Annotated in this window: 23 protein-coding genes and 1 pseudogene; 12 read left to right on the forward strand and 12 right to left on the reverse strand. The window is 33.3% G+C overall.

The features are described 5' to 3' along the window. Nucleotides 1–21 precede the first annotated feature (21 nt). From B2145_RS08465 to clpX, 8 genes are all read left to right on the forward strand, one after another. Entirely contained in the window at nt 22–3495 is a 3474-nt protein-coding gene (locus tag B2145_RS08465) for a polysaccharide deacetylase family protein (RefSeq protein WP_291100916.1), read from the forward strand. Nucleotides 3496–3534: 39 nt separating this feature from the next. After that, a complete protein-coding gene (locus B2145_RS08470; RefSeq protein ID WP_291100919.1) occupies nt 3535–4296 on the forward strand; it encodes an alpha/beta fold hydrolase in 762 nt (253 codons plus the stop codon). Nucleotides 4297–4565: 269 nt separating this feature from the next. Beyond that, a complete protein-coding gene (locus B2145_RS08475; protein ID WP_291100922.1) occupies nt 4566–5423 on the forward strand; it encodes a DUF4238 domain-containing protein in 858 nt (285 codons plus the stop codon). A 27-nt stretch (nt 5424–5450) separates the two neighbouring features. Then, entirely contained in the window at nt 5451–6926 is a 1476-nt protein-coding gene (locus B2145_RS08480; RefSeq protein WP_291100925.1) for a retropepsin-like aspartic protease, read from the forward strand. 317 nt (nt 6927–7243) lie between these two features. After that, nucleotides 7244–7588: a phage holin family protein gene (locus B2145_RS08485; protein ID WP_291100928.1), complete on the forward strand. Its 345-nt coding sequence runs from the start codon at nt 7244–7246 to the stop codon at nt 7586–7588. 118 nt (nt 7589–7706) lie between these two features. After that, nucleotides 7707–9032 (forward strand): trigger factor, encoded by a 1326-nt coding sequence (locus B2145_RS08490; RefSeq protein ID WP_291100931.1) that lies wholly within the window; start codon nt 7707–7709, stop codon nt 9030–9032. A gap of 155 nt (nt 9033–9187) precedes the next feature. Continuing rightward, nucleotides 9188–9862, forward strand: a complete 675-nt coding sequence (gene clpP / locus B2145_RS08495) for an ATP-dependent Clp endopeptidase proteolytic subunit ClpP (RefSeq protein WP_291100934.1) — start codon at nt 9188–9190, stop codon at nt 9860–9862. Between the two features lie 80 nt (nt 9863–9942). Continuing rightward, on the forward strand, nt 9943–11175 hold the full coding sequence (gene clpX / locus B2145_RS08500) for an ATP-dependent Clp protease ATP-binding subunit ClpX (protein WP_291100937.1): 1233 nt from the start codon (nt 9943–9945) through the stop codon (nt 11173–11175). Between the two features lie 103 nt (nt 11176–11278). On the opposite strand, the gene B2145_RS08505 is transcribed toward clpX, so the two are convergent. The 3 genes from B2145_RS08505 to B2145_RS08515 are packed head-to-tail and all read right to left on the reverse strand — an operon-like array spanning nt 11279 to nt 12804. Next, on the reverse strand, nt 11279–11770 hold the full coding sequence (locus B2145_RS08505; protein WP_291100939.1) for a hypothetical protein: 492 nt from the start codon (nt 11768–11770) through the stop codon (nt 11279–11281). 12 nt (nt 11771–11782) lie between these two features. Continuing rightward, the gene (locus B2145_RS08510; protein WP_291100943.1) at nt 11783–12352 is read right to left on the reverse strand and encodes a hypothetical protein; all 570 of its coding nucleotides are present in this window, start codon (nt 12350–12352) and stop codon (nt 11783–11785) included. A 2-nt stretch (nt 12353–12354) separates the two neighbouring features. Further along, a complete protein-coding gene (locus tag B2145_RS08515; RefSeq protein ID WP_291100946.1) occupies nt 12355–12804 on the reverse strand; it encodes a hypothetical protein in 450 nt (149 codons plus the stop codon). 269 nt (nt 12805–13073) lie between these two features. Here B2145_RS08515 and B2145_RS08520 point away from each other — a divergent pair. After that, a pseudogene (locus tag B2145_RS08520) lies at nt 13074–13184 on the forward strand (IS982 family transposase); the annotation flags it as partial. Between the two features lie 25 nt (nt 13185–13209). Here the strand turns inward: B2145_RS08520 and B2145_RS08525 are convergent. The 4 genes from B2145_RS08525 to B2145_RS08540 form a co-directional block, all read right to left on the reverse strand. Next, entirely contained in the window at nt 13210–13761 is a 552-nt protein-coding gene (locus B2145_RS08525; protein WP_291100949.1) for a hypothetical protein, read from the reverse strand. A 113-nt stretch (nt 13762–13874) separates the two neighbouring features. Next, nucleotides 13875–16634, reverse strand: a complete 2760-nt coding sequence (locus B2145_RS08530; protein ID WP_291100952.1) for a hypothetical protein — start codon at nt 16632–16634, stop codon at nt 13875–13877. After that, nucleotides 16634–16813, reverse strand: coding sequence for a hypothetical protein (locus tag B2145_RS08535; RefSeq protein ID WP_291100954.1), 180 nt, complete (start codon nt 16811–16813; stop codon nt 16634–16636). Before B2145_RS08535 ends, B2145_RS08530 begins: the two co-directional genes overlap by 1 nt. A 472-nt stretch (nt 16814–17285) precedes the next feature. After that, nucleotides 17286–18014, reverse strand: a complete 729-nt coding sequence (locus B2145_RS08540; RefSeq protein ID WP_291100957.1) for a hypothetical protein — start codon at nt 18012–18014, stop codon at nt 17286–17288. A gap of 17 nt (nt 18015–18031) precedes the next feature. On the opposite strand from B2145_RS08540, the gene B2145_RS08545 reads away from it, so the two are divergent. Both B2145_RS08545 and serB read left to right on the forward strand, forming a co-directional pair. Beyond that, nucleotides 18032–18328, forward strand: coding sequence for a helix-turn-helix domain-containing protein (locus B2145_RS08545; RefSeq protein WP_291100959.1), 297 nt, complete (start codon nt 18032–18034; stop codon nt 18326–18328). Between the two features lie 236 nt (nt 18329–18564). Continuing rightward, nucleotides 18565–19803: a phosphoserine phosphatase SerB gene (serB, locus tag B2145_RS08550; RefSeq protein ID WP_291100962.1), complete on the forward strand. Its 1239-nt coding sequence runs from the start codon at nt 18565–18567 to the stop codon at nt 19801–19803. Nucleotides 19804–19867: 64 nt separating this feature from the next. On the opposite strand, the gene B2145_RS17725 is transcribed toward serB, so the two are convergent. The 4 genes from B2145_RS17725 to B2145_RS08565 are packed head-to-tail and all read right to left on the reverse strand — an operon-like array spanning nt 19868 to nt 22091. Next, nucleotides 19868–20026: a lipoprotein gene (locus tag B2145_RS17725; protein ID WP_414654579.1), complete on the reverse strand. Its 159-nt coding sequence runs from the start codon at nt 20024–20026 to the stop codon at nt 19868–19870. Beyond that, nucleotides 20026–20304 (reverse strand): type II toxin-antitoxin system RelE/ParE family toxin, encoded by a 279-nt coding sequence (locus B2145_RS08555; RefSeq protein WP_291100965.1) that lies wholly within the window; start codon nt 20302–20304, stop codon nt 20026–20028. The genes B2145_RS17725 and B2145_RS08555 overlap by 1 nt, the downstream gene beginning before the upstream one ends. Beyond that, nucleotides 20301–20540 carry a hypothetical protein gene (locus B2145_RS08560; protein WP_291100968.1) on the reverse strand — a complete coding sequence of 80 codons (240 nt, stop codon included), beginning with the start codon at nt 20538–20540 and terminating at the stop codon, nt 20301–20303. Before B2145_RS08560 ends, B2145_RS08555 begins: the two co-directional genes overlap by 4 nt. 18 nt (nt 20541–20558) lie before the next feature. Next, the gene (locus B2145_RS08565) at nt 20559–22091 is read right to left on the reverse strand and encodes a GH3 auxin-responsive promoter family protein (protein ID WP_291100972.1); all 1533 of its coding nucleotides are present in this window, start codon (nt 22089–22091) and stop codon (nt 20559–20561) included. 143 nt (nt 22092–22234) lie between these two features. Here B2145_RS08565 and B2145_RS08570 point away from each other — a divergent pair, with 143 nt between their 5' ends. Continuing rightward, nucleotides 22235–23029, forward strand: a complete 795-nt coding sequence (locus tag B2145_RS08570) for a DUF2797 domain-containing protein (RefSeq protein WP_291100975.1) — start codon at nt 22235–22237, stop codon at nt 23027–23029. Between the two features lie 128 nt (nt 23030–23157). Here B2145_RS08570 and B2145_RS08575 read toward each other — a convergent pair whose 3' ends face one another. After that, entirely contained in the window at nt 23158–25758 is a 2601-nt protein-coding gene (locus tag B2145_RS08575) for an AsmA-like C-terminal region-containing protein (RefSeq protein WP_291100978.1), read from the reverse strand. Nucleotides 25759–25901 lie beyond the last annotated feature (143 nt).

Genomic DNA, 25901 nt, shown 5'->3' on the forward strand with positions numbered 1-25901 from the left:
AAATAACAATATCAAATCTAAATGAGTTCTAATCAGATTTTTCAAACAGACAATAAAAAACGTTGGTTAACCGTAAAATGGACCAGTAGGGTCATTATTTTTATTGCTGTTTTTGTTCTTTCCGTGGTGGCAATTACCATTATAAATGCTGTGAATCCTTCATTGCCACAAATTAAGGATAAAGCAAGTGTTTTTAGTAATAAACTGAATCCTAATAATAAATTTACTCTGGCATCTAAAGAAAATAAAAAATATTTTGGTTTCGAGAAATTTTTGATGAAGAAGATAGAAGAGGATTCTGTTAAAAAGCTGCGAACCAAAATAGTGAATGCCAAGACCATAAGATCAGCTTTTTATGTAACTTGGGACAAAGCCTCTCTTATGGATTTAAGACGTAACGCCGGCAAATTAAACACAATTTATCCGGAATGGTTTTTTATTGACCCAGTAACATACCGAATTCAGACTAGAATTGATACCGCGGGATTGGCCGTGATGCGAAAACATAAATTAAGTATTCAGCCTATTTTCAGTAATTTCTTGACTAGTAAAGACCCAACTAAAAGAGGTGATTTCAGTGGGCAATTATTACATAAATTATTAACGGACGCCACCGTTAGAAAAACGATAATCGACGACATTATTAGGGTTCTTACAAAATACAAATTTCAGGGAATTAATGTCGATTTTGAAGAATTAATAGAATCAAAAAATGAGAATTTAACTAATTTCCAAAAAGAATTATATCAAAAATTACACGAAAGAGGATTCATAGTCTCGATGGACGTTTTGCCTAATAATCAAGATTTTGATTATAAAGCATTAGGCAAAAGCAATGATTATGTAATTCTTATGGCTTATGATCAATACAGTGATGCCAATAAACCAGGGCCTATCAGTTCTCAAAAATGGATTGAAGAACAAATAGACATAATGGACGATAATATACCCGCTTCAAAAATTATTCTGGGAGTGGCGGGTTACGGAAGAGATTGGTATACTGATGGTGAGGGAAATAAATTTGTAAAAGATATAACTTTTTCTAATGCTATTGACGATGCAAAATTATCAAAAGCAAAAATAAAATACGATAATGATACTTTTAATTTAAATTATGTTTATTCAGAAAACAACTCCCAAGAGACCTTCAATCATTCTGTTTGGTTCACTGATGCCGCCACAACTTTTAATATATTAAGATTTGCAGATGATTATAGTACCGCAGGCACAGTTTTATGGAGATTGGGCGGAGAGGATCCGAGAATTTGGCATTATTATGGGCGTGATTTAAGTGCTCAATCATTACGGAAATATCCTTTCAATTTTTCGTCGCTCAGTTCAATTCCTTACGACCCAAACGTAAAACCTACACACGTCGGTGAAGGAGAATTGTTAGACGTTCTTTATTCACCACAAAAAGGAAAAATAAAATTAGAAATTGATAAAAAAGAAATGCTGATTTCTGAACAAAATTATGAGACACTTCCTTCAGGTTTCATTTATGAAAAATTTGCCGAAGATGAAACGCCAATCGGCCCGGGACACAAAATTATTCTTACCTTCGATGATGGGCCAAATCCTGAATTTACCCCTAAAATATTGGATATTTTAGAAAAAGAAAATGTGCCCGCCACTTTCTTTGTTGTGGGTATAAATGCACAACAAAATATTCCTTTACTTCAACGAATTTATAGAGACGGTTATGAAATAGGCAATCATACCTATACCCATAATAACGTTGCCAAAATGAGTTATGAAAGAGCTGATCTCGAGCTCAAAACCACGCGTTCTCTTATAGAATGCGTGACCGGTCGCTCTACCGTTTTGTTTCGCGCGCCATACAATGCAGATAGTGAGCCCCAGACTTATGACGAGATTGAGCCAATTGCAAGGGCTAAATTAGATAATTATATAAGTGTTGGGGAAAGTATAGATCCGAACGATTGGAATCCCAAACATAATGCTGATATTATATTGGCAGAAACCATAAAATTAGCCAATTCCACAAATGCAAGTATTATTTTACTGCATGATTCAGGAGGGTATTCCAGACAACCAACTGTTGACGCTTTGCCTAAAATAATAGCTTATTTTAAAAAAAGAGGCTGTAAATTCACGACTGTAGCCGATTTAATGGGTAAAACCAAAGATGATTTAATGCCTAAAATTCAGCTTTCATGGCAAAATAGGATGAATTTTATTTTTGCGGAAGTATCCTATTGGTTAAATAAAACTATTTTCTTGCTATTCATTATTGGTATTATTCTTTCCATTTCGAGAATGGTAATTATTATGATTATTGCTTACATCAGAAAATTGTCAGAAAACGAGGAAGAGTCTCTTATTGATGATGGTGCTGTTAGAGTAAAACCTTTTGTTTCAATAATTGTTCCTGCTTATAATGAAGAGGTAAATTGTCTCAGAACGATTAAAAGTTTGCTAAATCAAGATTACCCAAATATTGAGATTGTTTTTATTGATGACGGAAGTAAAGATGATACTTATAAAAGAGTTTATGATGAATATAAAGACAATCCTAAAATAAAAATATTTACCAAGCCAAACGGAGGTAAAGCAACGGCACTGAATTTTGGAATTGAAAAATCAAGCCATGATTTTTTAGTTTGCATCGATGCAGACACACAATTAAAATCAGATGCGGTTTCGTTTTTAATGGATAAATTTTACGTTAGGGATGCTGAAAAGCACAAAATTTTAGACCCAAAAATTGGAGCAATTGCAGGAAATGTAAAAGTAGGAAACGAAGTCAACATGATTAGCAGATGGCAAAGTATTGAATACATTACTTCCCAGAATTTTGACCGTCGTGCTTTTGATTACTTAGAGTGTATCACGGTAGTTCCAGGCGCCATTGGTGCATTCAGGAAGGATGCGGTTTTGATTGCAGGAGGTTTTACTACTGATACTTTGGCAGAGGATTGTGATCTGACGATGCGCCTTCACGGCAAAGGATATTTGATACGAAATTGTACATCTGCAATTTCTTATACCGAAGTTCCCGAAACGATGAGCCAGTTTTTGAAACAAAGATTCAGATGGAGTTTTGGAATTATTCAAAGTTTTTGGAAACATCGAAAAGCTTTATTTAGACGTAAACACAAGAATTTTGGGCTTATCGCGCTTCCTAACATATTGATTTTCCAAATAATATTGCCATTCTTGTCTCCCTTGGCAGATTTGATTTTAATCATAAGTCTGTTATTTGCTTCAGTGGGAATAATACCTGCCAGTTTTGACAAGATTATTTTATACTATCTAATATTTATGTTGGTGGATATTATTGGTGCGGCTGTAGCCTTTTATTTCGAAAAAGAAGACTACCGAAAACTGATTTGGTTAATTCCTCAAAAGTTAATTTATAGACAATTAATGTATTATATTTTATTGAAATCTTTCAGAAAAGCAATCAAGGGAGAATTACAAGGTTGGGGAATCCTCAACAGAACCGGAAATGTACAGGAATTGGAAAAATAAATTGTTTTAGGATAAAACCCAAAACCCAAAACTTAAATAATGCTTTATTCAAAAATAGAAGGCTCGGGCAAACCACTCTTAATTCTCCACGGATTTCTGGGAATGTCCGACAATTGGAAAACAATGGGAACACAATTCGCAGCCAATGGGTTCGAGGTTCATTTGCTGGATTTGCGCAACCACGGCCGAAGTTTTCACTCCGATGAATTCAGTTATGAAATAATGGTTCAGGATGTATATGACTATTGCCAAGCCAATAATCTGGAAAAAGTCAACATCCTTGGGCATTCGATGGGTGGGAAAACGGCAATGCTTTTTGCTGCAACCCATCCGGAAAGGGTCGAAAAACTGATCGTTGCCGACATCGGGCCAAAATTCTACCCGCAACACCACCAAACCATTCTGGAAGGATTGAATGCGGTCGATTTTTCGAAAAAGCCGAGCCGAAACGAGGTCGAAGCAATCCTGACACAATACATAACCGATTTTGGCACCAGACAATTCCTGATGAAAAGCTTGTATTGGCAAGAGCCGGGACAATTGGCTTTTAGATTCAATCTTTCGGTTTTCAACAAAAAAATGGAGGAAATAGGAAAGGCGCTTCCCGAGAATGCCGTTTTCAATAAACCAACGCTTTTCATCCGTGGCGGAAATTCGAATTATATTCTGGATGCGGATTTTCAAAACATCCAGCAACATTTTCCAGATTCCAGAATAGAAACCATTCCCAATGCGGGGCATTGGCTCCACGCTGAAAACCCTAAACTTTTTTATGAAATAACGAGTTCTTTTTTAGGATAACCCCGATTTTTTTAAAAACAAGAATGCAAACGGTCATCGCCAAATCCTTTTGGTGATTTGTAGTAAATTTTACATATATTTGATAATAAATAAACACTGACGTTTATCAGACAAAGCGACCCAATTTAGGGGTGATAAGTCTGACATCGTCAGTAGTATATACTAGTTGTGCCTCATTGTAAAACAGCTCACGTTTAATTGAAGCGCATTTTTATAGAAACAGAAGACAAAAAATTAACTTTGCAAGGCATATATTTGGTAATAAATAAATGAATAATAAACATCCTAAAATACAAAAACAGCACAGACTATCTCAGGTTTACCTGAAAAAATTTGGTTATTTGCAAGACGATGTTTGGATGATTTCCGTGATTAAATTAGGCAGTAAAATAACCGAAAATGTAAAAATTTTAGAATTCACTACCGAAGAAAATATATTTGATTTACCCTTTGGAAACATTGAGGAAAAACGCCTTTTTGAAACACTTAGCGGAAAAATTGAAAATCAATACAACAAACTCATAAATAATATTGAAAATCAAAACCGTCTTATCCCAAAAGACAAAGATCTATTAAACCATTTTGTTCCAAATCTTCTATGTAGAACAACGCATTTTAGACGATTTATAAATTCACTTATTGAGAATCAAGAATCAAGAAAATATTTATTTGATGAAATTACAATGTTTAAAGGTGCTGATTCCCGAATTGACATTGAAGTATTAATTGACATATCTCCACCAGAAACTCGCGTAAATCTAATAACTGGAATACTTATGAATCATTTAGTTTACGTGTTTAGGCATCTTAAAAAAATCATTTTAAAAAGTCCAGCAGATTATGGGTGGTTGACATCAGATAATCCAGTTTATATTGATTTACAAAATGATAACGGATGGTTAATACCAATTGAAGCGGAAATTTATTTCCCGTTATCAAAAAAATACTGTCTTTTCTTATTTAATGAAAATTCAAAATTAAACTCTAATCCATTGCGAAAGTTGAAAACAGATATTGTAAATACAATTGATTTTAACACATTTGACACAGTAGCTCCTAAAATTGCTCGAAATTTAGATAAATATTTAATTTTTAGTGAAAGATATGAACCCTCTCCTATTTTCTGAAAAAATGAAATCAAAAAAGAAAAAACTATGAAAAAAATAGCCTTATACTTATTTATTTTTCTTCCAGTTGTAAATGTACTTTCTCAAACAACTATACAATTAGAAAGAAAAAATGGTGCTTATATAGTTCCTTGTAAAGTTAATGGTGTTCCTATGAATTTCATTTTTGACACAGGTGCAACTGATGTAACAATTTCGTTAACAGAAGCCGAATTCCTTTTTAAGCAAGGACTATTAAAAGAAAATGACATAAAACAATCTATAAAATATCAAACTGCTAGTGGTGAATTGAGAAAAGGAACAAAAATCAATTTAAGAGAAATTGAAATATCAGGACTAACGTTGCATAATGTTAGTACTACAATTGTACACGAACAAAATGCCCCCCTATTATTAGGTATGTCTGCTTTAAATCAACTTGGAAAAATTGAAATTGAGAATGGAAAACTAATCATAAATAGCTTTTTTAAGAACGAAGTTGATATAGAAAATATCGAAGAAGAAACTAAAAAAACGATAGACTGGATTAATAATAAATTAATAAAACATCAATATGAAAATGACGGCACAAGACAGGTACAATCTTTTAAAGATGTAAAAGAAATTAACGGTATATATTGTTTAACAGGAATACGTATTCAAGAAACAACAAAACCGTGGGGGTTTAGTCAAGCTTTTATAATTCCGTTACTTAAAATAAACAATGTGTCTTTTGAAGAAAAGCAATATAATTATTGGTTAACAATAAAAATGAAAAATGCTGAAGAAGCAATTGCAATAACTAATGACGGTGAAAATTGGAATAAAAAAGATGTAATCGATTTTATATTAAACAAATCTATTGACGATGAAGATTTAAGACCTTTAATTTTGTCTGCTATTGAACATCTGGTCAAATTATATTCAAATAAACAGGTTACTACTAACCAAAAAGTTGTAAAATATGAAGTTGAAGGTGGCTATGTGGAACACATTGGTGAAATGCTTAAAGATGGTTGGATTAAAAATTCTTATGATGAGCAAAATAGACTAGTAGCTAAGCAAGAAACATACACAGATACTAATGATAAAGTCAAAGAGTTAAAAACTAAAACCACAATCTATAATCCTAGTACAGGCATAATCAAACATATAGACACCACTCCTATGATGTTTAAAAATCAATATATTGGCGAGTATAAATCATACTATGACAATGGGAACTTAAACGCAAAAGGGCAATTTTACGACTTTTTTAAAAATGGATACAAAGTGTATTTTGGAGGGATTAAAATTGGTACTTGGAAATGGTATTTGGAAAATGGAGAAACTGATGGCGAGGAAAATTACAAGGTAAATATTGAATACTGGGAAAATGGAACACTAAAAGTAATATACGGTTTATACTCTGATACAACTAATACTTGGATAAAACACGGGGCATATTATGAGTTTAATAAAAATGACTCCGTACCAAAAGTAATGAGAGAATATAAATATGGAGTATTAATAAATCAAAAATAAAGAGATAATTACAGTTATAAACATTTGACAAATAAATTTTTAAACACAAAATTGTTTTCCAAAAAGACTGGATTAACGAGTGAACAAAAACAACGAAGGCACAACAGCAGTTTGGCAATATGGCAGGTTTAGGCTTAATTTAAAGATGGTTTTGTAATTGGGAAATTAGTATCTAACCGAAAGTTTAGGCTTCCTTAATCCGCCACATCGCCAAGCTGCGGGACGTTGAGTTTTTTGTTATTTCAGCCCCAATCAAATAGTCCGGAAAAAAACAAATCAATTTTAGTATCTTTGAATTCAACAGAAAATCAATAGTTATGAATCTACTTTTAAGAATTTTAGTCACCGCCATTTTAGTGATGGGCATCGCCAGCTTTATGCCGGGCGTTCACGTTGCCGGTTTTGGCACTGCCTTGATTGTTGCCGTTGTTCTTGGCTTGCTCAATATATTTATCAAACCGATATTGGTAATCCTGACTTTACCCGTCACCATCCTGACATTGGGGTTATTTTTGTTGGTCATCAATGCCTTGATTATTTTGTTGTGTACCAATATCGTGGGCGGATTTAAGGTAGATTCTTTTTGGACGGCACTGTTATTCAGTATTGTTTTGTCTATTTTGCAATCTATTATGTACAAATTATCGGGAAATGACAAATAAATAGATGCGATAAACGGGGCAAATAAAGCCCTTGAATTCAATGTATTAAAAACTTGTTTGGGTTGTAAAAATTTTATAATTTTGCAACCCAATTTTATTACGTAAATTAAAGACAGAAATGGATATTAAAAGAGTAGCATTAGACGCAGTAAACGAAACAATTGTAATGACGGTTGTTCACATGGATTACAAAGGTCAGGTACAAAAAAGAATAAACGAAAAAATGCCTTTGGCAACCGTTAAAGGTTTTAGAAAAGGTGCCGTGCCAAAAGATCTTGTCGAAAAACAATATGGTAAAGCGATAAAACAAGAAGAAGTTCAAAAAGTTGTAGATTTAGCTTTGGAGCGTTTTGTGCAATCCGAAAGATTAAATCTTCTTGGAACACCGCTTGCCAAGGTAAATGAAAACTTTTCTTGGGATGCCGAAGAATTGGTTTTTGAATACGAAATAGGTTTGGTTCCAAGTTTTGAATTGGATCTTGAGGCAAAAAACAGCATCGTAAAATACATAGTTACCGCCGATGATAAATTGATTGAAGGTCAAGTGGCCCGTATCCAAAAACAATTTGGAAAAGCAGTTCCTCAAGAGGTTGTTGGAGCAGGGTTTGATTTGACCGGAACATTCACAAACGAAGAAAAAGGAATTAACAACACCGCTACTTTTTCATTGGATATTTTCAAGGACAAAGCTACAGCCGATAAATTCATCGGTAAAAAAGTGGGCGATGTGGTAACCGTAAACACAAAAGGATTGTTTGCAGATGATCATCAATTGATGGATTATCTAAAAGTAAGCCACGACGATGTTCACGGTCTTGATATTGACATTGATTTTACGATCGAAGCCATCAATTCAACTGAATTAGCCGAGTTGAACCAAGAATTGTTCGACAAACTTTTTGGACCTGGAAGTGTTGCTTCTCTTGAAGAATTGAAAGCAAAAATCAAGGAAGATGCCGAAATCCAATTCGCTCAACAAGCGGACCAAAAATTATTGGGCGATGTAACCGAATTCTTAATCGAAAACACAAAATTCGACTTGCCAGCCGAGTTTCTTAAAAAATGGTTGCAAACCGTTGGAGAAAAACAACTTTCTCCAGCTGAAGCAGAAGTGGAATATGCAAGATCAGAAAAAGGATTGCGTTTTCAACTAATCGAAGGAAGAGCAATGGCGCAAAGTGACATAAAAATTACATTTGAAGATTTGAAATCGTTTACCACAAAATCTATCCGTCAGCAAATGGCACAATTCGGACAAACAAATCCTACTGACGAAGAAGTTCAGGGAATTGTGGCTAGAGTTTTGGCAAATCAAGACGAAGTAAAAAGACTTTCAGACCAAGTGGTTGCCGAAAAATTGTTGGAATTGTTCAAAGAAAAAGCAAATCCGACCACTAAAGAAGTAACTTACGAAGAATTTATTGCTGCCTCTTACGGAGAATAAATTTTAGAAAAAATTAGTATCTTTGAGCGTCAAAAGAATATTTTTTTGACGCTCTTTGTTTTTATTTGTTTAAGGTTCAAAGTTGAGCAACCTTAAACCTTAAACCTTAAACCTTAAACCTTAAACCTTAAACCTTAAACCTTAAACCTTAAAATATGAACTACGGCGTAGAATTTAAAAAATTTGCTACAAAACACCAAGGTGTAAACGCAATGTATTACGACAAAATCGTGAGCGCGATGACGCCTACGAATATGACACCCTATATCATTGAAGAACGCCAACTGAATATTTCTCAATTGGACGTTTTTTCGAGATTAATGATGGACCGAATTATTTTCTTGGGAACAGGAATTGATGACCAAATTGCCAATATCGTTCAGGCACAATTACTTTTCCTCGAAAGTGCCGATGCTTCAAAAGACATTCAAATTTACCTGAATTCTCCAGGCGGAAGCGTTTATGCGGGATTGGGTATTTATGACACGATGCAATACATCAAACCAGACGTGGCAACCATTTGCACCGGAATGGCAGCATCCATGGGTGCCGTTTTATTATGCGCCGGAGCAGCAGGAAAACGTTCGGCATTACCGCATTCAAGAGTGATGATTCACCAACCTTCGGGCGGAGCGCAAGGCGTTGCCACCGATATGGAAATCAACCTTCGTGAAATGATGAAATTAAAAGACGAATTATACCAAATTATTTCACATCATACTGGACAAACTTTCGAAAAAGTGCATCAGGACAGCGAGCGCGACTATTGGATGATTGCCGATGAAGCAAAAACGTACGGAATGATTGATGAGGTATTGAGAAGAAGTTAAATTAGATAACAGATAACAGATTTCAGGCCGCAGTATTTTGCAATCTGAAATCTGAAATCTGAAATCTGCAATCTAAAAAGATGGCAAAACAAAAATTAGAATGTTCATTCTGTGGAAGAAAAAAACCGGAAACCAATTTATTGATTGCCGGAATCGATGCGCACATTTGTGATAAATGTATCGAGCAAGCCCACGGAATTGTTATAGAAGAATTAAAATCAAGCGGTAAGTCAAAAATGCCTACCGATTTGATTTTGAAAAAACCAAAAGAAATCAGGGCTTTTCTGGATCAATATGTTATTGGTCAAGACCAAACCAAAAAAGTAATGGCTGTTGCGGTTTACAATCACTACAAACGTTTGATGCAACAAGAGTTGAACGACGAGGTAGAGATTGAAAAAAGCAATATTATTATGGTCGGCCAAACCGGAACCGGTAAAACTTTGGTTGCCAAAACCATTGCAAAAATGCTCGATGTTCCATTGGCAATTGTAGATGCAACGGTATTAACCGAAGCCGGTTATGTAGGCGAAGATGTCGAAAGTATTTTGACACGCTTGCTACAAGCGGCAGATTATGATGTTGCAAAAGCCGAAAGAGGTATTGTTTTTATTGATGAAATTGATAAAATTGCCCGCAAAAGCGACAATCCATCCATAACTCGTGATGTTTCAGGTGAAGGCGTGCAACAGGCTTTATTGAAATTATTGGAAGGAACCGTTGTCAATGTTCCGCCAAAAGGAGGAAGAAAACACCCAGACCAGAAATTTGTCGAAGTCAATACTCAAAATATATTGTTTATTGCCGGTGGCGCTTTTGACGGAATCGAAAGAATTATTTCGAAACGATTGAATCGTCAGGCCGTTGGTTATTCTACTTCAAAAAACGTGGATAATATTGACAAGGACAATTTGTTGCAATATATTATTCCAAAAGATATCAAGGATTTTGGTTTGATTCCTGAAATCATAGGTCGTTTGCCAGTGTTGACGCATATGGATCCTTTGGATAGAGAAACGTTGAGAGCCATTTTGACCCAACCTAAAAACGCATTGATCAAACAATACCAAAAGTTATTTTTGATGGATGAGGTTGAATTTACGATTACGGACGAAGCTTTGGATTTTATTGTAGAAAAAGCTTTGGAATACAAACTCGGAGCACGTGGATTACGTTCTTTATGCGAAGCCATCTTGACCGATGCAATGTATGAATTGCCGAGTTCTGATGATAAAATATTGGAAATCGACGTGGATTACGCAAAAGAAACATTGAACAGAAATTTATTGAAACGATTGGAAATTGCTTCGTAAGTAAATTTCAGGCTCAGTAAAAAGCAAAATAAAGCTCAAAAACGGATGTTTTTGAGCTTTATTCGTTAATGGTGTGAGCTTAAAGGATTAATTTTTAGGAAAATTAAAAAGGCAAATCATCTAAATCTGCGTCAGTAAAACCATAACTTTCACGTTCTTTTTTATGCGCATCTTTTCTGGTTTTATTGATGATTTTGTCTTTAATTTTAAAAGAATAGCATTTGCAAATGTCACTACATTCTCCATTTACTTCTTCAAAAATAAGATTGTAAAATGTGTTAGAAATATTTCCTGTAAACGAATAACCAGGACTACGATAGTTATTACACCAACTACCATTACAGCTGCCTTTATGGGCAAACAAATAAGTGTCGTTAAGTTGTTTGAAGGCGTTGAATTTTTCTTTTATTTTTTCAATAAACTCCTTCTTTTTGTCATTTCTTAATTGATAGTCTACCAAAGTTTCAAGTAGTTCAATATCCATTTCTGAAATCGCTTTCACGATGAGTTCTTGAATAGATACATCACTTTTGATATAGGTAACATCGCCTAATTCAGCGAGTTGTTCGAGTAGTTTTTGTTGTTCTGGAGTCATAATGGTTTTGTTTTATTTCCAACCCAAAACTTCAATAATCTGTTTTCGGTAGGTAGTATCGATTTGTTTTGGGGTGTTGCGGATGTATTCTTCGGCTAAAGCACTTTGATTTCCTTTTAAATTTTGTAAATATTCGAGTCTATCGTTTGGGTCAATTGTTTTGATAACGACTTTATTCTCTTTAATATCCCAATTTTCAGGAAGATTTGTCCAAATTACGCCATCAAAATCAGTGGTTTGAATCCAGTTTTTGATGTTGTCTTTTTCTTTAATTGGAAAATCTATTGGAAAAATAACATCTTTTGATTTATCATAATATCCAATATATTTCTCACTAGTTCCTTCTCTAAGAACAAGATTTGAAACTGCTAAATCAAGGCTGTCAAAACTAGAAACTGAATACAATGTTGGAACTTCTGTGCCGTTTGGCGTAATGACCAATGTTAATCGCCCATCTTTAGAAATTCTTGCAAATTCAATGGGTAAAACAGGACCATTTTCTTTCCAGCCTACATTGGTATCAAATTTTAATTCTTTGGGTTGCCAAATCAAGGAACCCCAGCCGAGGATTGCTATTTTCATAATCAAAAAAATAAATATAAAACAAAACCACATAATGAAAAGATAAACCCGAATTTAAGGTACTTAACTTGCGCATAATAGTATTTCCAAGTTCTTTTTCCGATTTCATTAGTTTCACTTAATACTTGCTTTTCCGTTTTACAATTTCCGTATAATCTAGATGTTTCTCTAAAATCTTTTAGTCTGTTTTCAGTAAATTTTGCGAAATAACAAATTGAAATAAGTAATGAAATAAGTGAAAAATATAATGGTAATTTTACGAGAAAACACAAACATTCACTCTTATTATCGAATAAAAAGTTTAGTGTGAAACCAAATATGGCTGAACTAAAAACAAAATATAAATTGGCACTTACTCCTAATTGTTCTCTTTGTACTACCCGCCAATATTTGTAATTTTCATCTTGCAAACATTTTTTTTTCGAGTCTTTGTTTTCTTCAATATCATCCATATTTTTTAAATACTATAAATTTAACTTAATTATTTTTTTTCAATTAATTCATTTATCAACATAAGGCTTGATTGTGTTTCAATCAAGGATTTATATTTTCATCTAACCATAAAATCCTATTCCCAATAATCCAAAAACAAACCTTAGTACAAGAAAGAAAATCTTTAGGTATTAAAACCAAGTTCGTTTTCTTTTTATATGATTTAAAAAATAATTACTCAAGATTCCAATAGGCTTCTTCCTGCTTCATCACCAAGTTTGCGCCATCGGGTTTTAAAACAAGAATTTTAGCTAAAATAACAGCATTAACTTTGGTACAATTCATCAATAAATTTATTTTTGAAAGACCAATAAACAATATTAAAACACAAATAATATAATTGCACACAACGGGTTATTTATAATCTAAAACAATGAAATTCCTTTTTTATATTCTGGTCTTAGTCCTTCGGTAGCATATTTTTTTAATTCGTATTCTAAATGCTCCTGCATAAAATCTTCCCCAAACTCCTCATATACTTTAAAGAATTTCATTGCGATTGTATTTAAATTATCTGGAGGAATATGTTCATTTCTTTCTCCGCTTGCTTTTCTAAATGAAGAACATACTAACTCATAGATTTCTATAACTTGATCATCGCTGGTTTTTTCTGTGGGAGCTGTATTATTATATTCTCCGATATTTCTTAATCTTTTTACTAAACTGGTATTTAGTTTATCTTCGAATGAACCTGGTTCTTGTGGTTTTCTTTTTAGTATATAATAACTAAAATAAAAAACAGGATAAAAAATGGTCATAAAGCATCTCATCAAAATAATAAATGAGTAACTGTAAAACCAACTTTTGTTTTTATTTTCTTTTAAAGAGTATTTATCCTCAATGGACAAATGTTTGGCAAGTGGACCAATAAAATTAGATATAATTCCAACTACTAAATATATTAAAAATATCGTCATATAAATCTTATAATAATTGAAATTATAACTAAAACAATAATTGCAAAATTTCTAGTGTTAGAATCGTTTTTTATGCTTTTGTATTTCGTCCATTCTATATTTAATTTTTTAAATTAACTAATTTGCTTTAAAGTGCTAAACATATAGTCAACTTCTTTTTGCATTTTTGGAAGTTTTACCCAATGATAGGTGTCGTATTCCGGATGTAATATTAGTAAGTTCATTGAACTTATTTTATACTTGTATTTTGTTTCTAAAATATGTCTGTAAATATTTTGTTGTAAGGCATATCGATTGTAACTATCATCCGTTAGATGGCTTAATTCCCCGAACGCAAATTTGGTATAGAAATGTTCAGGGTCGGAAATTTTAGGTTTACCATCAGGATGTACCACTTTTTCGCTTCTTTTCCAATCAAAAATATAGAATGTCCCATCTTCTTTTTTGTATAGCATATCTATTGTTCCCGCAATCATATAATCTTCATCGAATATCCTCCATTCCGTTCGTTCTGGATTCATACTTGTAAATTGCTCTTTAAATTCCAAAAAATAACCAAACTCTTTTGTGTTTGAATTGAAGGGTTGATTTTTATAATAATTCTCAATTTGAAGATGTAAATGTGTACCTAATTCGGCGGCTTCAATTCCTTTCTTTTCCCAAATAGAAATTATTTCGTCTGTGGGTAAACCGTAAAGTTCGTGTCTTGGGTTTAAATTAGTTGCAGCTTTTAAAGCATCAAATTCAGGAAAAAATTTATCTATTAGTTGACTTACAGAGATTGTGTCGGGATTGTTGTCTATGTAATACCTGTGATTTAAGGAGTCAAAAACAATTCTTTTGTCTCTTATATGCGATTGATTTCCGTTTAAAGGTTTGTTGTCATTTTTATCAAAAGTACTCAAATCGACTTCAATAATTTTTGACTCAATAATTTTATCTAATTCGGTATTTTCAATTAAAAAGTCAATTTGTGAGGATGATTTTGGATTAAAACTTTCTATTCCTAAATAATTTTCTCTATACTTTTCAAATGACCATTTTTTTGCTTGGAGCGTATCCCATTGATTTTGCGATGAAATACTTGTTTTGAAATCCAATTCTTCATTTGAATAGTTTTCATATATAGCTTTTATAACGTTTGCAATAAAAACACAACATTGTTTTGCTTCTTCAAATATCTGTTTTTCTGTAAATCGAATTACAACATAACCTCGGTTTGTAAAAAACAAATCTCTGTAAACATCTCGATTTATTTCGTGAGTAGGTATTCTAGAAATCCCATCATAAGGTTCGTCAATTTCTATATTTATAAAAATATTTTTGTTCTCTTTTTCATTAATTAACAAAAAATCAGGTTCGTAGGCATTGTTTCCGCTCTTGTGGGTGATGTGACGATCATTGTGTATTTTAAAATCTGATTTAAAATATTTCTTTAAGACTTCGAAAAAAGTGTTTTCAGTAACGCCTAATTTGTTTGAACGTCCCTTTCTGGGAAACTTAATATACGAGTTTTCCTTAGGCATTTTGACCATTGGATAGCTGTACGGCTCATTTTGATTGAAAAGAATAGAAGGTTTAAAGCCGATTTTTTTTAAATCTTTTTTATTTGAAACTAATTCGATTAAAGGATCTAGGGTATCTCTTTGTAAAGGAGGTTCTGAAATTGACTCCCCATTTGATGAATTGTCTTCAACTTTGGGAGCTCTATATCCATCGGGAGTTAATGTAATTGTTGTCTCTTTTGTTATTACAGGAGAAACAATTGTTTCTACTATTTCATCATTATCTCTTTTCCTAAATATAGCAATAGTAGAAATTATTATAATTAGAAACAAAATTCCCAATCCTATATTTCTATAACCTCCCCATTCTTCTTCCCATCTAGCCTCTCGATGTTTTTTAAGAGAACTTTGTATGTCATTACTTGCTTCAGCATCCCAATTAAAATCTTTATCATATTTAGAATCACCATATCCTGTACCATAACCACGAACAATACCTCCTGAATTACCAAATGTTTTTTGTAAATCTGTTTGTGGTGCTTTATTTTTACTAGGATCTCTTACAGGTATTTGCATATCTGGATCAGAATGAGGTGTTCTTACTGGTATTTTATTATCTTTATCATATTTAGAATCACCATAATCAGTATTAACACCTAATACACCTGATGTATTTCTACCAAACATTGTAGATGTTGGGTCTGGTTTAGTTTGAGTATTATTATTTTTAGCATCTCGATCTTTAAAATAATCATCGTATGTTTTTCTTCCGTTTGGTATATTAGGATTATTAACAGGTGTTCTTATTGGTATATTTTGTTTTTGTGCATTAGTTAACGAATTTGATTTGTTAAAATTTTGTTTAGAAATATTACTTTTTGCATCGCTTAATATTTCAAATTCTTTAACTAATACATCTCTATTTTCGGTTAGATTCAATGCAATAATTTCATTATTTATAGTAAAAGAAATCAGTTTTATTGAATTTGATTTGAGTTCGTTTATTTCTCTTTCTGTTAAATAGTACATAGATAGTGCTACTTCTCTACCATTCATAGTAACTAATCTATTGTAAACTGGTTCTAAAGAAATCCCGTTTTTGCCAGTTGTTTGAATCATTAAATTTCTGTTTAATTCTTCAGCAACTGCATTTTTAAACAACACTGAAATCGCTACAAAGTACTTGTTATTTTCTGGATTTTTATATAATGACAGTCCTGCTTCGTAGTTATTAGCTATAGCTACTGCAATAGGATTAAAATATTTAAGGGTAATTCCGTCAGGTCTTTTTACAGTTTTAACTTCATATTGAGCTAACGCAGTAAAGCTTGAAACAATCAAGCATAAAATAATGGATAGTTTTTTCATTATTTAGTTTTAGATGGTTTTAATAACGCGTATGCTCCCCAAGAAATTAAACCAATTGCTGTTAAATGCCCAAATAAATCAGATGCTTCATAATTGTTAACTTGCTTAAAAAAGCCAATGAGCGTACCCAAAAGCCCGATTAGTAATATTATTCCAAGAACTATTTTTATTGTTTTCATTTTAGTTTTATTTGTTTTAGATTGCTATATTCAGTTTTAAGCTTTCCTGTTTTTTTAGCCAATTAGCCCGATTGTATTAATTATCACTTAAATATTAGTTTAACAAATCTATAATATTTTTCGACTTATAAGTCGAGTTGATTAAGAATTTTTCATTCATCCATTTGTTTTCTTTGTTCAATGCAGAAGCATCTAGAACAGATAGAACTTGAATTGGTTGCTAGGATATATAAAGAGTTCCTAGTGAAATTTAATGGAAATAAATCTGAGTTTGCAAAAGCTTCTATTTGCTCTGAAACAACAGTTAGGAGGGTATTTAGAAATGAACAACGAATGACTGTTGATTTATTTTTGAGATTCTGTTTTGCACTAGATAAAAACATCAATGAAATTTTTGAAGGAATTGATATTTTAAATAAATGAGCCTAAAATTCACTTGAAAATTAGACTCATTTTATTCTTTCAATTTATATTAATAAAAATATTGATAAGTTTCACCAGTAGAATATTTAACTTCTGTTGGGTAGTTGTTTCCACCATATTTAAATGTACGTGTGTCTATAGTTCCGCTTCCACCACTACCATCCTGTATCAAATTATTCATAGAGAATGTATCTTCATTAGTATCGAGCAATAAATTGAACCCTAATACATTTTTGAAAGGGTTGTTTTTTGTGTCATAGCCAAATATATATGTTGAAGTAGAAGGATACTGCCCTCCATAAAATTCTTCATTTTTCACCATATTACCATTAACAAAAGTTAATAAACCTGTTGTACTTTGACTTCCAGTTCGTGTTCTATTATATGAAACCGTTCCGTTTGAATTATAAGTGTAGGAGTATGTATCTGTTCCACAACAATTTGTTTTTTCAACTGCAATAGCTATTTTTCCGTTTACGTATGTATATTCTCTTGAATTTTGAAAATTATTATTTACTCTTTCTTCAATTTTGGTTATAACATTTCCAGTATAGGTATAAGTGGCTACAAAACCTGAATCGTTACTTTCGCTTATTATTTTATTACCATCGTATTTATAGGTAAGAATTGAAATGTCATTTGCACTATAGGTTTTAATGATTTTTTTAACCAAGATAGTATTAGATGATTGGGTTTCTGTTTCATTGTTTGAACTACACGAGTTTAACAAAAGTGTTGCTAGCATTAGCATTGCGCAATAGAAATTATTTTTTTTCATTTTTAAATTATTTTTGTTTGTTGTTTTCAAATATAGGCAAATTTGCCTATCGTATAAATACTTTATTCAACGAATTTTATTTCGTGGATAAACAGGATAAAAAAAGCATATTAATTACTTTTGGAGCTAATCTTCGAAGACTCCGTTTGGCAAATGGTTTCACTCAAGAACAATTGGCAAACGAACTCGGTATTGAAATCTCCCAAATAAGTAGAATAGAAAGAGGTGTAATAAACACTTCAGTAACAACTCTGTATGCTATTTCTAAAACTTTACAAATTGATGTTTCTGAATTATTTAATTTTCAGAAATAATCCAATCCTATTTTCCCCTAACAAACTTAAACCATAATTTTTCATTCTCTTTACGGTTTTCCTCAAAGCCAGTTTTTTTATGTTAATTTAGAACGAATATGATATCGTGTTATTGTTCGTTACTTTAAAAGCAAGTTTAAACTTCTATTTTCTCTCTCCAAAAAAATACTCAATATTCTTTTTTATAAGCAATAGATTGTCGATTTTTGCCCATTGTATAAATCAATTAAATAAAAATGGCAATAGTAGATAAAGAGATTATTTTGTTAAAAGTTTCTGGTCAGGACAAACCGGGGGTTACAGCTGGTTTAACATCTATATTGGCTACTTATGATGCCGTTGTTTTAGATATTGGTCAAGCGGATATTCACGACACGCTATCTTTGGGCATTTTATTTGAAATAAAAGCAGGATCTAGTTCGGCAGCCGTTTTGAAAGATTTGTTGTTCAAAGCTTATGAATTAGGTATTAATGTTAAGTTTGTTCCAATTTCCATTCCTGATTATGAAATTTGGGTAAAAGCACAAAGCAAGCAACGCTATATCATCAATGTTTTGGGGGAAACATTGACCGCTGCACAATTGGCGGCTGTGACCAAAATAATGTCAGACCAAAATTTGAATATAGATTCTATTATAAGATTAACGGGTAGAACTTCGGTGGTTGAAAAAGAAGAATATCCTCGTTCCTGCATACAATTATCCGTAACGGGTACAATTGTCGATAAAACATTGATGACTGCTAATTTTATGGAAATTTCCAGAACCTTAGATGTCGATATCTCTTTTCAAGAAGATAATATGTATAGAAGAAACAGACGTTTGGTGTGTTTTGATATGGATTCTACCTTAATTCAAACAGAAGTAATTGATGAACTGGCAGAGTTGGCAGGTGTGGGTGAGCAAGTCAGAGCCATTACCGAATCGGCGATGAATGGCGAAATTGATTTTAGCGAAAGCTTCAAAAAACGTATGGCTTTGTTGGAAGGCTTGAGTGAAGAGGTACTGCAAAAAGTGGCTGAAAATTTACCCATAACAAAAGGAGCACATCGCTTGATGAGGGCCTTAAAATATTACGGCTATAAAACCGCTATTTTATCTGGAGGATTCACCTACTTTGGTGATTATTTACAAAAGGAATTAGGGATTGATTATGTTTATGCCAATCAATTGGAAATTAAAGACGGCGTACTAACAGGAAAATATTTAGGAGAAATTGTTGATGGTCAAAAGAAAGCCGAATATCTAAAAGCCATTGCAGAAAAAGAAGGCATACATATCAACCAAACCATTGCTGTGGGTGATGGTGCGAATGATTTGCCTATGTTGAACTTGGCAGGTTTAGGAATTGCTTTTCACGCTAAACCGAAAGTAAAAGAAAATGCAGACAGTTCAATCTCTAGTCTAGGTCTCGACGGTATTTTATATCTATTGGGGTATCACGACAGACATATTGATATGATGCAAGAGGAGTAAATGTTGTAATTATAGATAAAATCAGAATCCCGTATTGAAAATTTCAAGACGGGATTTTTTTTGTTCAAATTTTCACTGTTTGTGTATCGTTATTTATTTTATAATAGTTTAGAATTTGCCTTTCTGAAGTCTTACAAATTCCTCGTGCGCCACAACCCATTCTATGTGGTCCGCATGAAGTCAAAAAAACTATAAGAAAAAATATTGAAATTATTTTTTTCATTAATATAAATGGTCAGATTGATTAAACAGAAAAGTGATAATTTCTAATGTGTTATTTTGAATTCTGTATATTAAGGAAATATGTTTGTTTATAATGCATTTATGATAATTAACAATCTTTGCTTGTGGACAAATGTGGTTATAATCTGCTATTTTAGAAATTAATACAATGGTTTCGCTCTCAAATCTTTCAACAATTGCAATATTCCATTTTTCAAAAAGTTTTTCAATAATATAAATGTAATATTCTTTAGCTAAATCAGACCATACAATTTTCATTTACTGTTTTTTAAATCTGCTATTCTTCTTTTTGAAATTGCCATAACTTCTTCGTGAGAATGTATTCTTCCATTTTCCAAATCTTTAATTCCTCTTTGAATTGTTTTTTTTTCATTAACAGAAAGATTTTCATGCCAATCCTCTTCATCTACAATGGACACAAATTCCATACTTTTTAATAATTCTAAAAAAAAGTTATATTTGTTATCTTTAATATTTACAGTTATTTGCTTCATAATGACAAAGTTATAAAATTATATTACGCCTGACACAGAAAATTGCATATTTTTCAATTGTTCCAAGTAGTCTCTTTGGTTGGACAATCTCGGAATTTTATGTTGTCCGCCCAGTTTGTCTTTTTCTTTCAACCAATCGTAAAACAAGTTTGGTCTTGCCATATTTAGCACTAACGGATTCAACGTCATATTATTATATCGCTTTGCTTCATAATCGGAATTTAGGGATTGAAGTGTTTCGTCGAGAACTTTTCGAAATTCGGCGCTATTTTCGGGATTTTTCTTGAATTCAATCATCCATTCATGTGCCCCTTTTTCTTTGTCTTTCATGAAAACTGGGGCAACGGTATAATCGACTACCTCTGTTTTTGTTATATGACAGGCTTTGGCAATGGCTTGGTCGGCATTTTCGACCATTAGTTCTTCACCAAAAACATTAATGTGATGTTTGGTTCTGCCTGTCACCCGAATTCGGTATGGATCTAATGAAGTAAAACGCACCGTATCGCCTATCAAATAACGCCATAAACCTGAATTTGTGGTAATGACTATGGCATAATTTTTAAAAAGTTCCACTTCAGACAATCGAATAATTTTTTGATCCGGAGTTCCAAAAGTATCCATTGGAATAAATTCATAGAAAATTCCGTAATCCAGCATCAGCAATAAATCACTGGAATTATTTAAATCCTGAATGGCAAAAAATCCTTCGGAAGCATTGTATATTTCGTAATATTTGAAATCTTTTTTCGGAAGTATTTTTTGGTATTGTTCGCGGTAAGGTTCAAAATTCACTCCGCCATGGAAATAAACTTCCAAATTTGGCCATAGTTCCAATAAATTTCCTTTGCCCGTTTCTTCGAGTAATTTATTCATTAAAACCAGCATCCACGAAGGCACTCCCGCAAAACTGGTTACATTTTCGTTTTTGGTTTCTCTTATTATGGATGATAGTTTCGTTTCCCAGTTACTCATCAACGAAATTTTGTTGTTTGGAGTGCTGCTGTATTCAGCCCAAATAGGCATATTTTCTATCAATATGGCGGATAAATCGCCAAAAAAAGTATTGTTGTCTTCATATATTTGTGAGCTTCCGCCAAGGCGAAGGCTTTTTCCCAAAAACATTTCGGAATTTTCATTGTTATTCAAATACAAACACAACAAATCCTTGCTTCCTTTATAATGGCAATCTTCCAATGCTTCATTGCTTACAGGAATAAATTTGCTTTTGGCATTGGTCGTTCCGCTTGATTTGGCAAACCATTTTATGGGTGTTTCCCAGAACACGTTTTGCTCACCTTTTCGGGTGCGTTCTATCAGGGGTTGCAATTCTTCGTAGGTAGAGACAGGAACTCTTTCGGCGAATGTTTCGTATGAATTTATCGAAGTATAGCCATATTGTTGACCTATAATGGTATTTTCTGAGTCTCGAATCAAGTTCATCAGCAATTCCCCCTGAACCTCATTGGGATATTTAAGGAAAAGTTCTATCTGGTGAATCCTTTGTTTCAGAACCCAAGAGGCAAACGAATTGATTATAGGTAGCGGCATTTTTCTGATTTACGATATTTGATTTACGATATTTGATTTGAATATCGAGTAACAAAAGCTAACTTTACGACGTTATCAAAAATAGTGTTTTTTTTTAACTTTCTCTATTTAAAATCTAATATCAAATATCGTAAATCTAATATATGCAATACGAAGGCATACTTACTAAAATGCAAACCGAGTTTGGAAATCCAATTCAATATTATTTGGTTTTTGAAAATAGTTTTTTGAATGTAAATCAGTTATTAAATAAAGAGCTGGAAATCTCTTTTCAGGGCTACCAATGTTTGAATTGCGGCAAAAAGAAAAAAATATTCCGCCAGGGATTTTGCTATGATTGTTTTTACTCCAGTCCAGCTGTTGGCGATTGGATTATGAAACCCGAACTTAGCACGGCTCATCTTGGCATTCAAGACAGGGATTTGATTTACGAAGAAAAAGTCCAATTGCAACCACATATTGTTTATTTGGCATTGTCAAGCGAAGTAAAAGTGGGTGTGACACGAAAAACACAAATGCCCACACGATGGATTGATCAAGGCGCAACCCAAGCGATTTCCATAGTGGAAGTTCCCAATCGGTATTTGGCAGGAATTACCGAAGTCGCCCTGAAAAACCATTATGCCGACAAAACCAATTGGCGCAAAATGTTGACAAATCAAGTCGATCAAGTTGATTTAATCACAGAAAGATTGAAAGTCGAAAATTTAATTCCCGCCGAAGTTCAGGAATATTTCCATTTGCAGAAAAATGATTTATACGAAATGCATTATCCTGTTTTGGACTATCCAAACAAAGTAAACAGTTTGAGTTTAGAGAAAACACCCCGTTTTCAGGGGAAACTCACTGGAATTAAAGGACAATATTTAATTTTTGAGGACGGAACGGTTTTTAATGTTCGTAGTTCTGAGGGGTATGGGGTAAAAATTTCATTGTAATCAATGGGTTTCCATTGAACAATTTATCTTTTTAAACCCGTGTAAAATTGTCATTCCGTCAAAGGAGGGATCTCATAATTATAGCTGAGATTCCTCCTTTGTCGGAATGACGTAATATCCAAAAAATCTTATTTCTTTTTCTTGAAAAAGCTGTTTAGCAAATCGCTTGCCTTGGCTTTGATATCTTCTTTTGGAGTTGCAGTTTTAGTGGTGTCGCTTGGCTTTGTTGTGTTTTTATTGATTAAATCAGTCAGAGCCGAGGTTCCTTGTTTGACCAATTTTTCTTTTTGCTGTTTAACCAATTGATTGGTCAAATTGGTAACCGCACTTTTCATGTCGGTTGAAATTTTTGGACTGCTAAAACTTCCCGTCAACAAGGCGTTTATTGGAATATTATCCAATTTTGCCGCATCGGCTGGAGATAATTTTGAAATTAAGGCGTTGGCTTCAGAGCCAAGATATTTTGCCGGCACATCCAATTTCACGTTGTAATTCATAGTTTGGTCAAAACCATGCGTTCCGCCAATAGTCGCTTTGATGTCTTGGTATTTGATGTCAAAAGGTTTCACGTTTACTTTTCCGTCCTTGAAGGAAAGCGTCGCTTTTACATCATTCAAATTAAGTTTATTCAAATCGAGAAATTTCACGTTGGAACTCAATGCCGTCAACAAGGTCGAATTATTGGCATTTACAGTTGTCGAAAGCAGTTGTCCCAATAAATCACCGGAAAGGGTTTTCAAATCGGGAGTCAAGGCTATCGCATCAAGATTTCCATTGAATTTGATGGTCGAGTTCAGTTTTCCGTTGATGATTCCGGCAATTGGGGCGATTTTTTTAAGCATCTGCAATTGGGTGAAGGATTGCGCTATATCGACTTGGTTCAGCCCTAAATTCATATCGAATGTTGGTACTTTTCCTTTGGTGGAAACCGCACCATTTACGGCAATCGTTCCCCCAAAAATGGAAGATTTTACGTTTTCCAAGGTCACTTTTTCGTCCTTAACAATCAATTTTCCAGAGACATCTTTCATCGTCAAGTTGTCGTATAAAACCGTATTTGCTTTTGCTGTAAGGGTACAATTCAAGAAAGCCGGAATCTTCATCGCTTCCGCTTTTTTAGTTTGCTTCGCCTGTTCGCTGTCGCTCGGGTCCGTTTTAGCGGTTTTGCCCGAAGTCATAAAATCACTGACTGCCAATTGGTTGGAATTCATATTGAAGTTTCCTTTCAACTCCTGGTTTTTAAACATAAAACCATAAAAATTATCCAAAACTCCGGTTACGCTAATGTCGCTTTTTCCGGTCGTCGCGTTAAATTGTTTCAAATTGACTTGATTCGGATTGAACACTACCAAGGCATTGCTAATGGTCATTGTTTTGCCATTTTCATCCGCATAGTTAAAACCGGACAAACTCATCGTTCCGGCATTATTGATGTTTTGGTATTGGCTTTTCTCCACCGATTGCATATCGAATTTGGTGGTTACGTCAGCTTTTAGTATGCCAGATAACGGTTTGGCTAATTTTATGGGATAGGCTTTTGACAAATTCCCTAAATTGACGGTTCCTTTCAAAGCGGCATCGACCAATGCGTTTTGGGTGATGTTTCTGATATTGGCCTTGGCGTTAAAAACGTCCTGATCTATTGCGAAAGATAATTTATCGAGGTTGACGTAAGTGTCGTTCAAAATACCGGTTTCGTTGATAATTTTGGTATCGATTATAATATTCCGTACTGATTTCGGCAAGTTGGGATACTGAAAAGAAGCATTGTTTGAGGCGATTTGGATGTTGAATTTTGGCACTGTTGTGTCCGAATATAATCCTTTGGCAAAACCTACAACGGTAAAATCACCGGTTGTTTTTACATTATCCAAGCTTGAAGAGTATGCCGATGGAATAAGTCCCAAGAAATTTTTGAATGAGGAAGTGGGCGTTTTGAATTTCAAATCATATTCCTGACCCGCATCAACCATTTGAATAAATCCATCAAATTCCAGCGGCAATTGATTGATTAATGCCTTATTTTCCTTGAAAGTGTATTGGCGCTTTTCTAAATCAATGCCTAAAACGGCGTCCAAAGTCAGGGACACATTTTTCATGTAATTGACTTTATCCATATTCAGGGAAATTCTTGCCGTAGATTTTGTGTTTAAATCCAGTTTCTGTGCGGCAAAATCTCCGGTTCCTTCGTGGTTCAAACTATCGATTGTCATTTTTATTTTCGAACTTTCGTCGAAATACCGAAACTTGAAATTCTCGATTTTATAATTCTGGATTTTTAATGCCAATGGTTTGTTTTTGGTGGTGTCTTTGTCTTTTTTGTTTTTTAAGGCAATATCAAAATTCCCGATTCCGTCTTTATTGAAGATGATGTTTATGAGTCCATTTTTGGACGAAATTCCTTCAATATTCATTGATTCGTCTTTTCCTTTAAAAAGTTCCTTGATAGACATTTTTAAATTCAATTCACCCAGCGAAATCAAGGTATCACCTTCAAATGGCGCTTTGTTGATAATGACTAATTTATCCAAGGTAACGCTGGCGTTGGGGAAATTTTTAAACAAGCTCAAATCGGCATCGGCAAAACTGACTTTAGCATCAACATTTTCGTTGATGGATTGGGCGATTTTAGTTTTTATTTCGTCCTTAAAAAAATAAGGAATGGCAAACAATGTTGCTGCAAGTAACACAATTATAATTCCGACGATTAGTAATATTTTTTTTAACATAATGCGATTTTTTGATTTTAAATGGATTATCAAAACCTTGCCTGGCTTTGCAAAAATAAGTGTTTATCCTGCAAGGTTTTAGAAACCTTGTAGGTTTTTATTATAATTTTCTTCATTTATACCTACAAGGTTTTAGAAACTTC

It is taken from the genome of Flavobacterium sp. UBA5153 (genome assembly GCA_002413745.1).
Taxonomy (GTDB): Bacteria; Bacteroidota; Bacteroidia; order Flavobacteriales; family Flavobacteriaceae; genus Flavobacterium.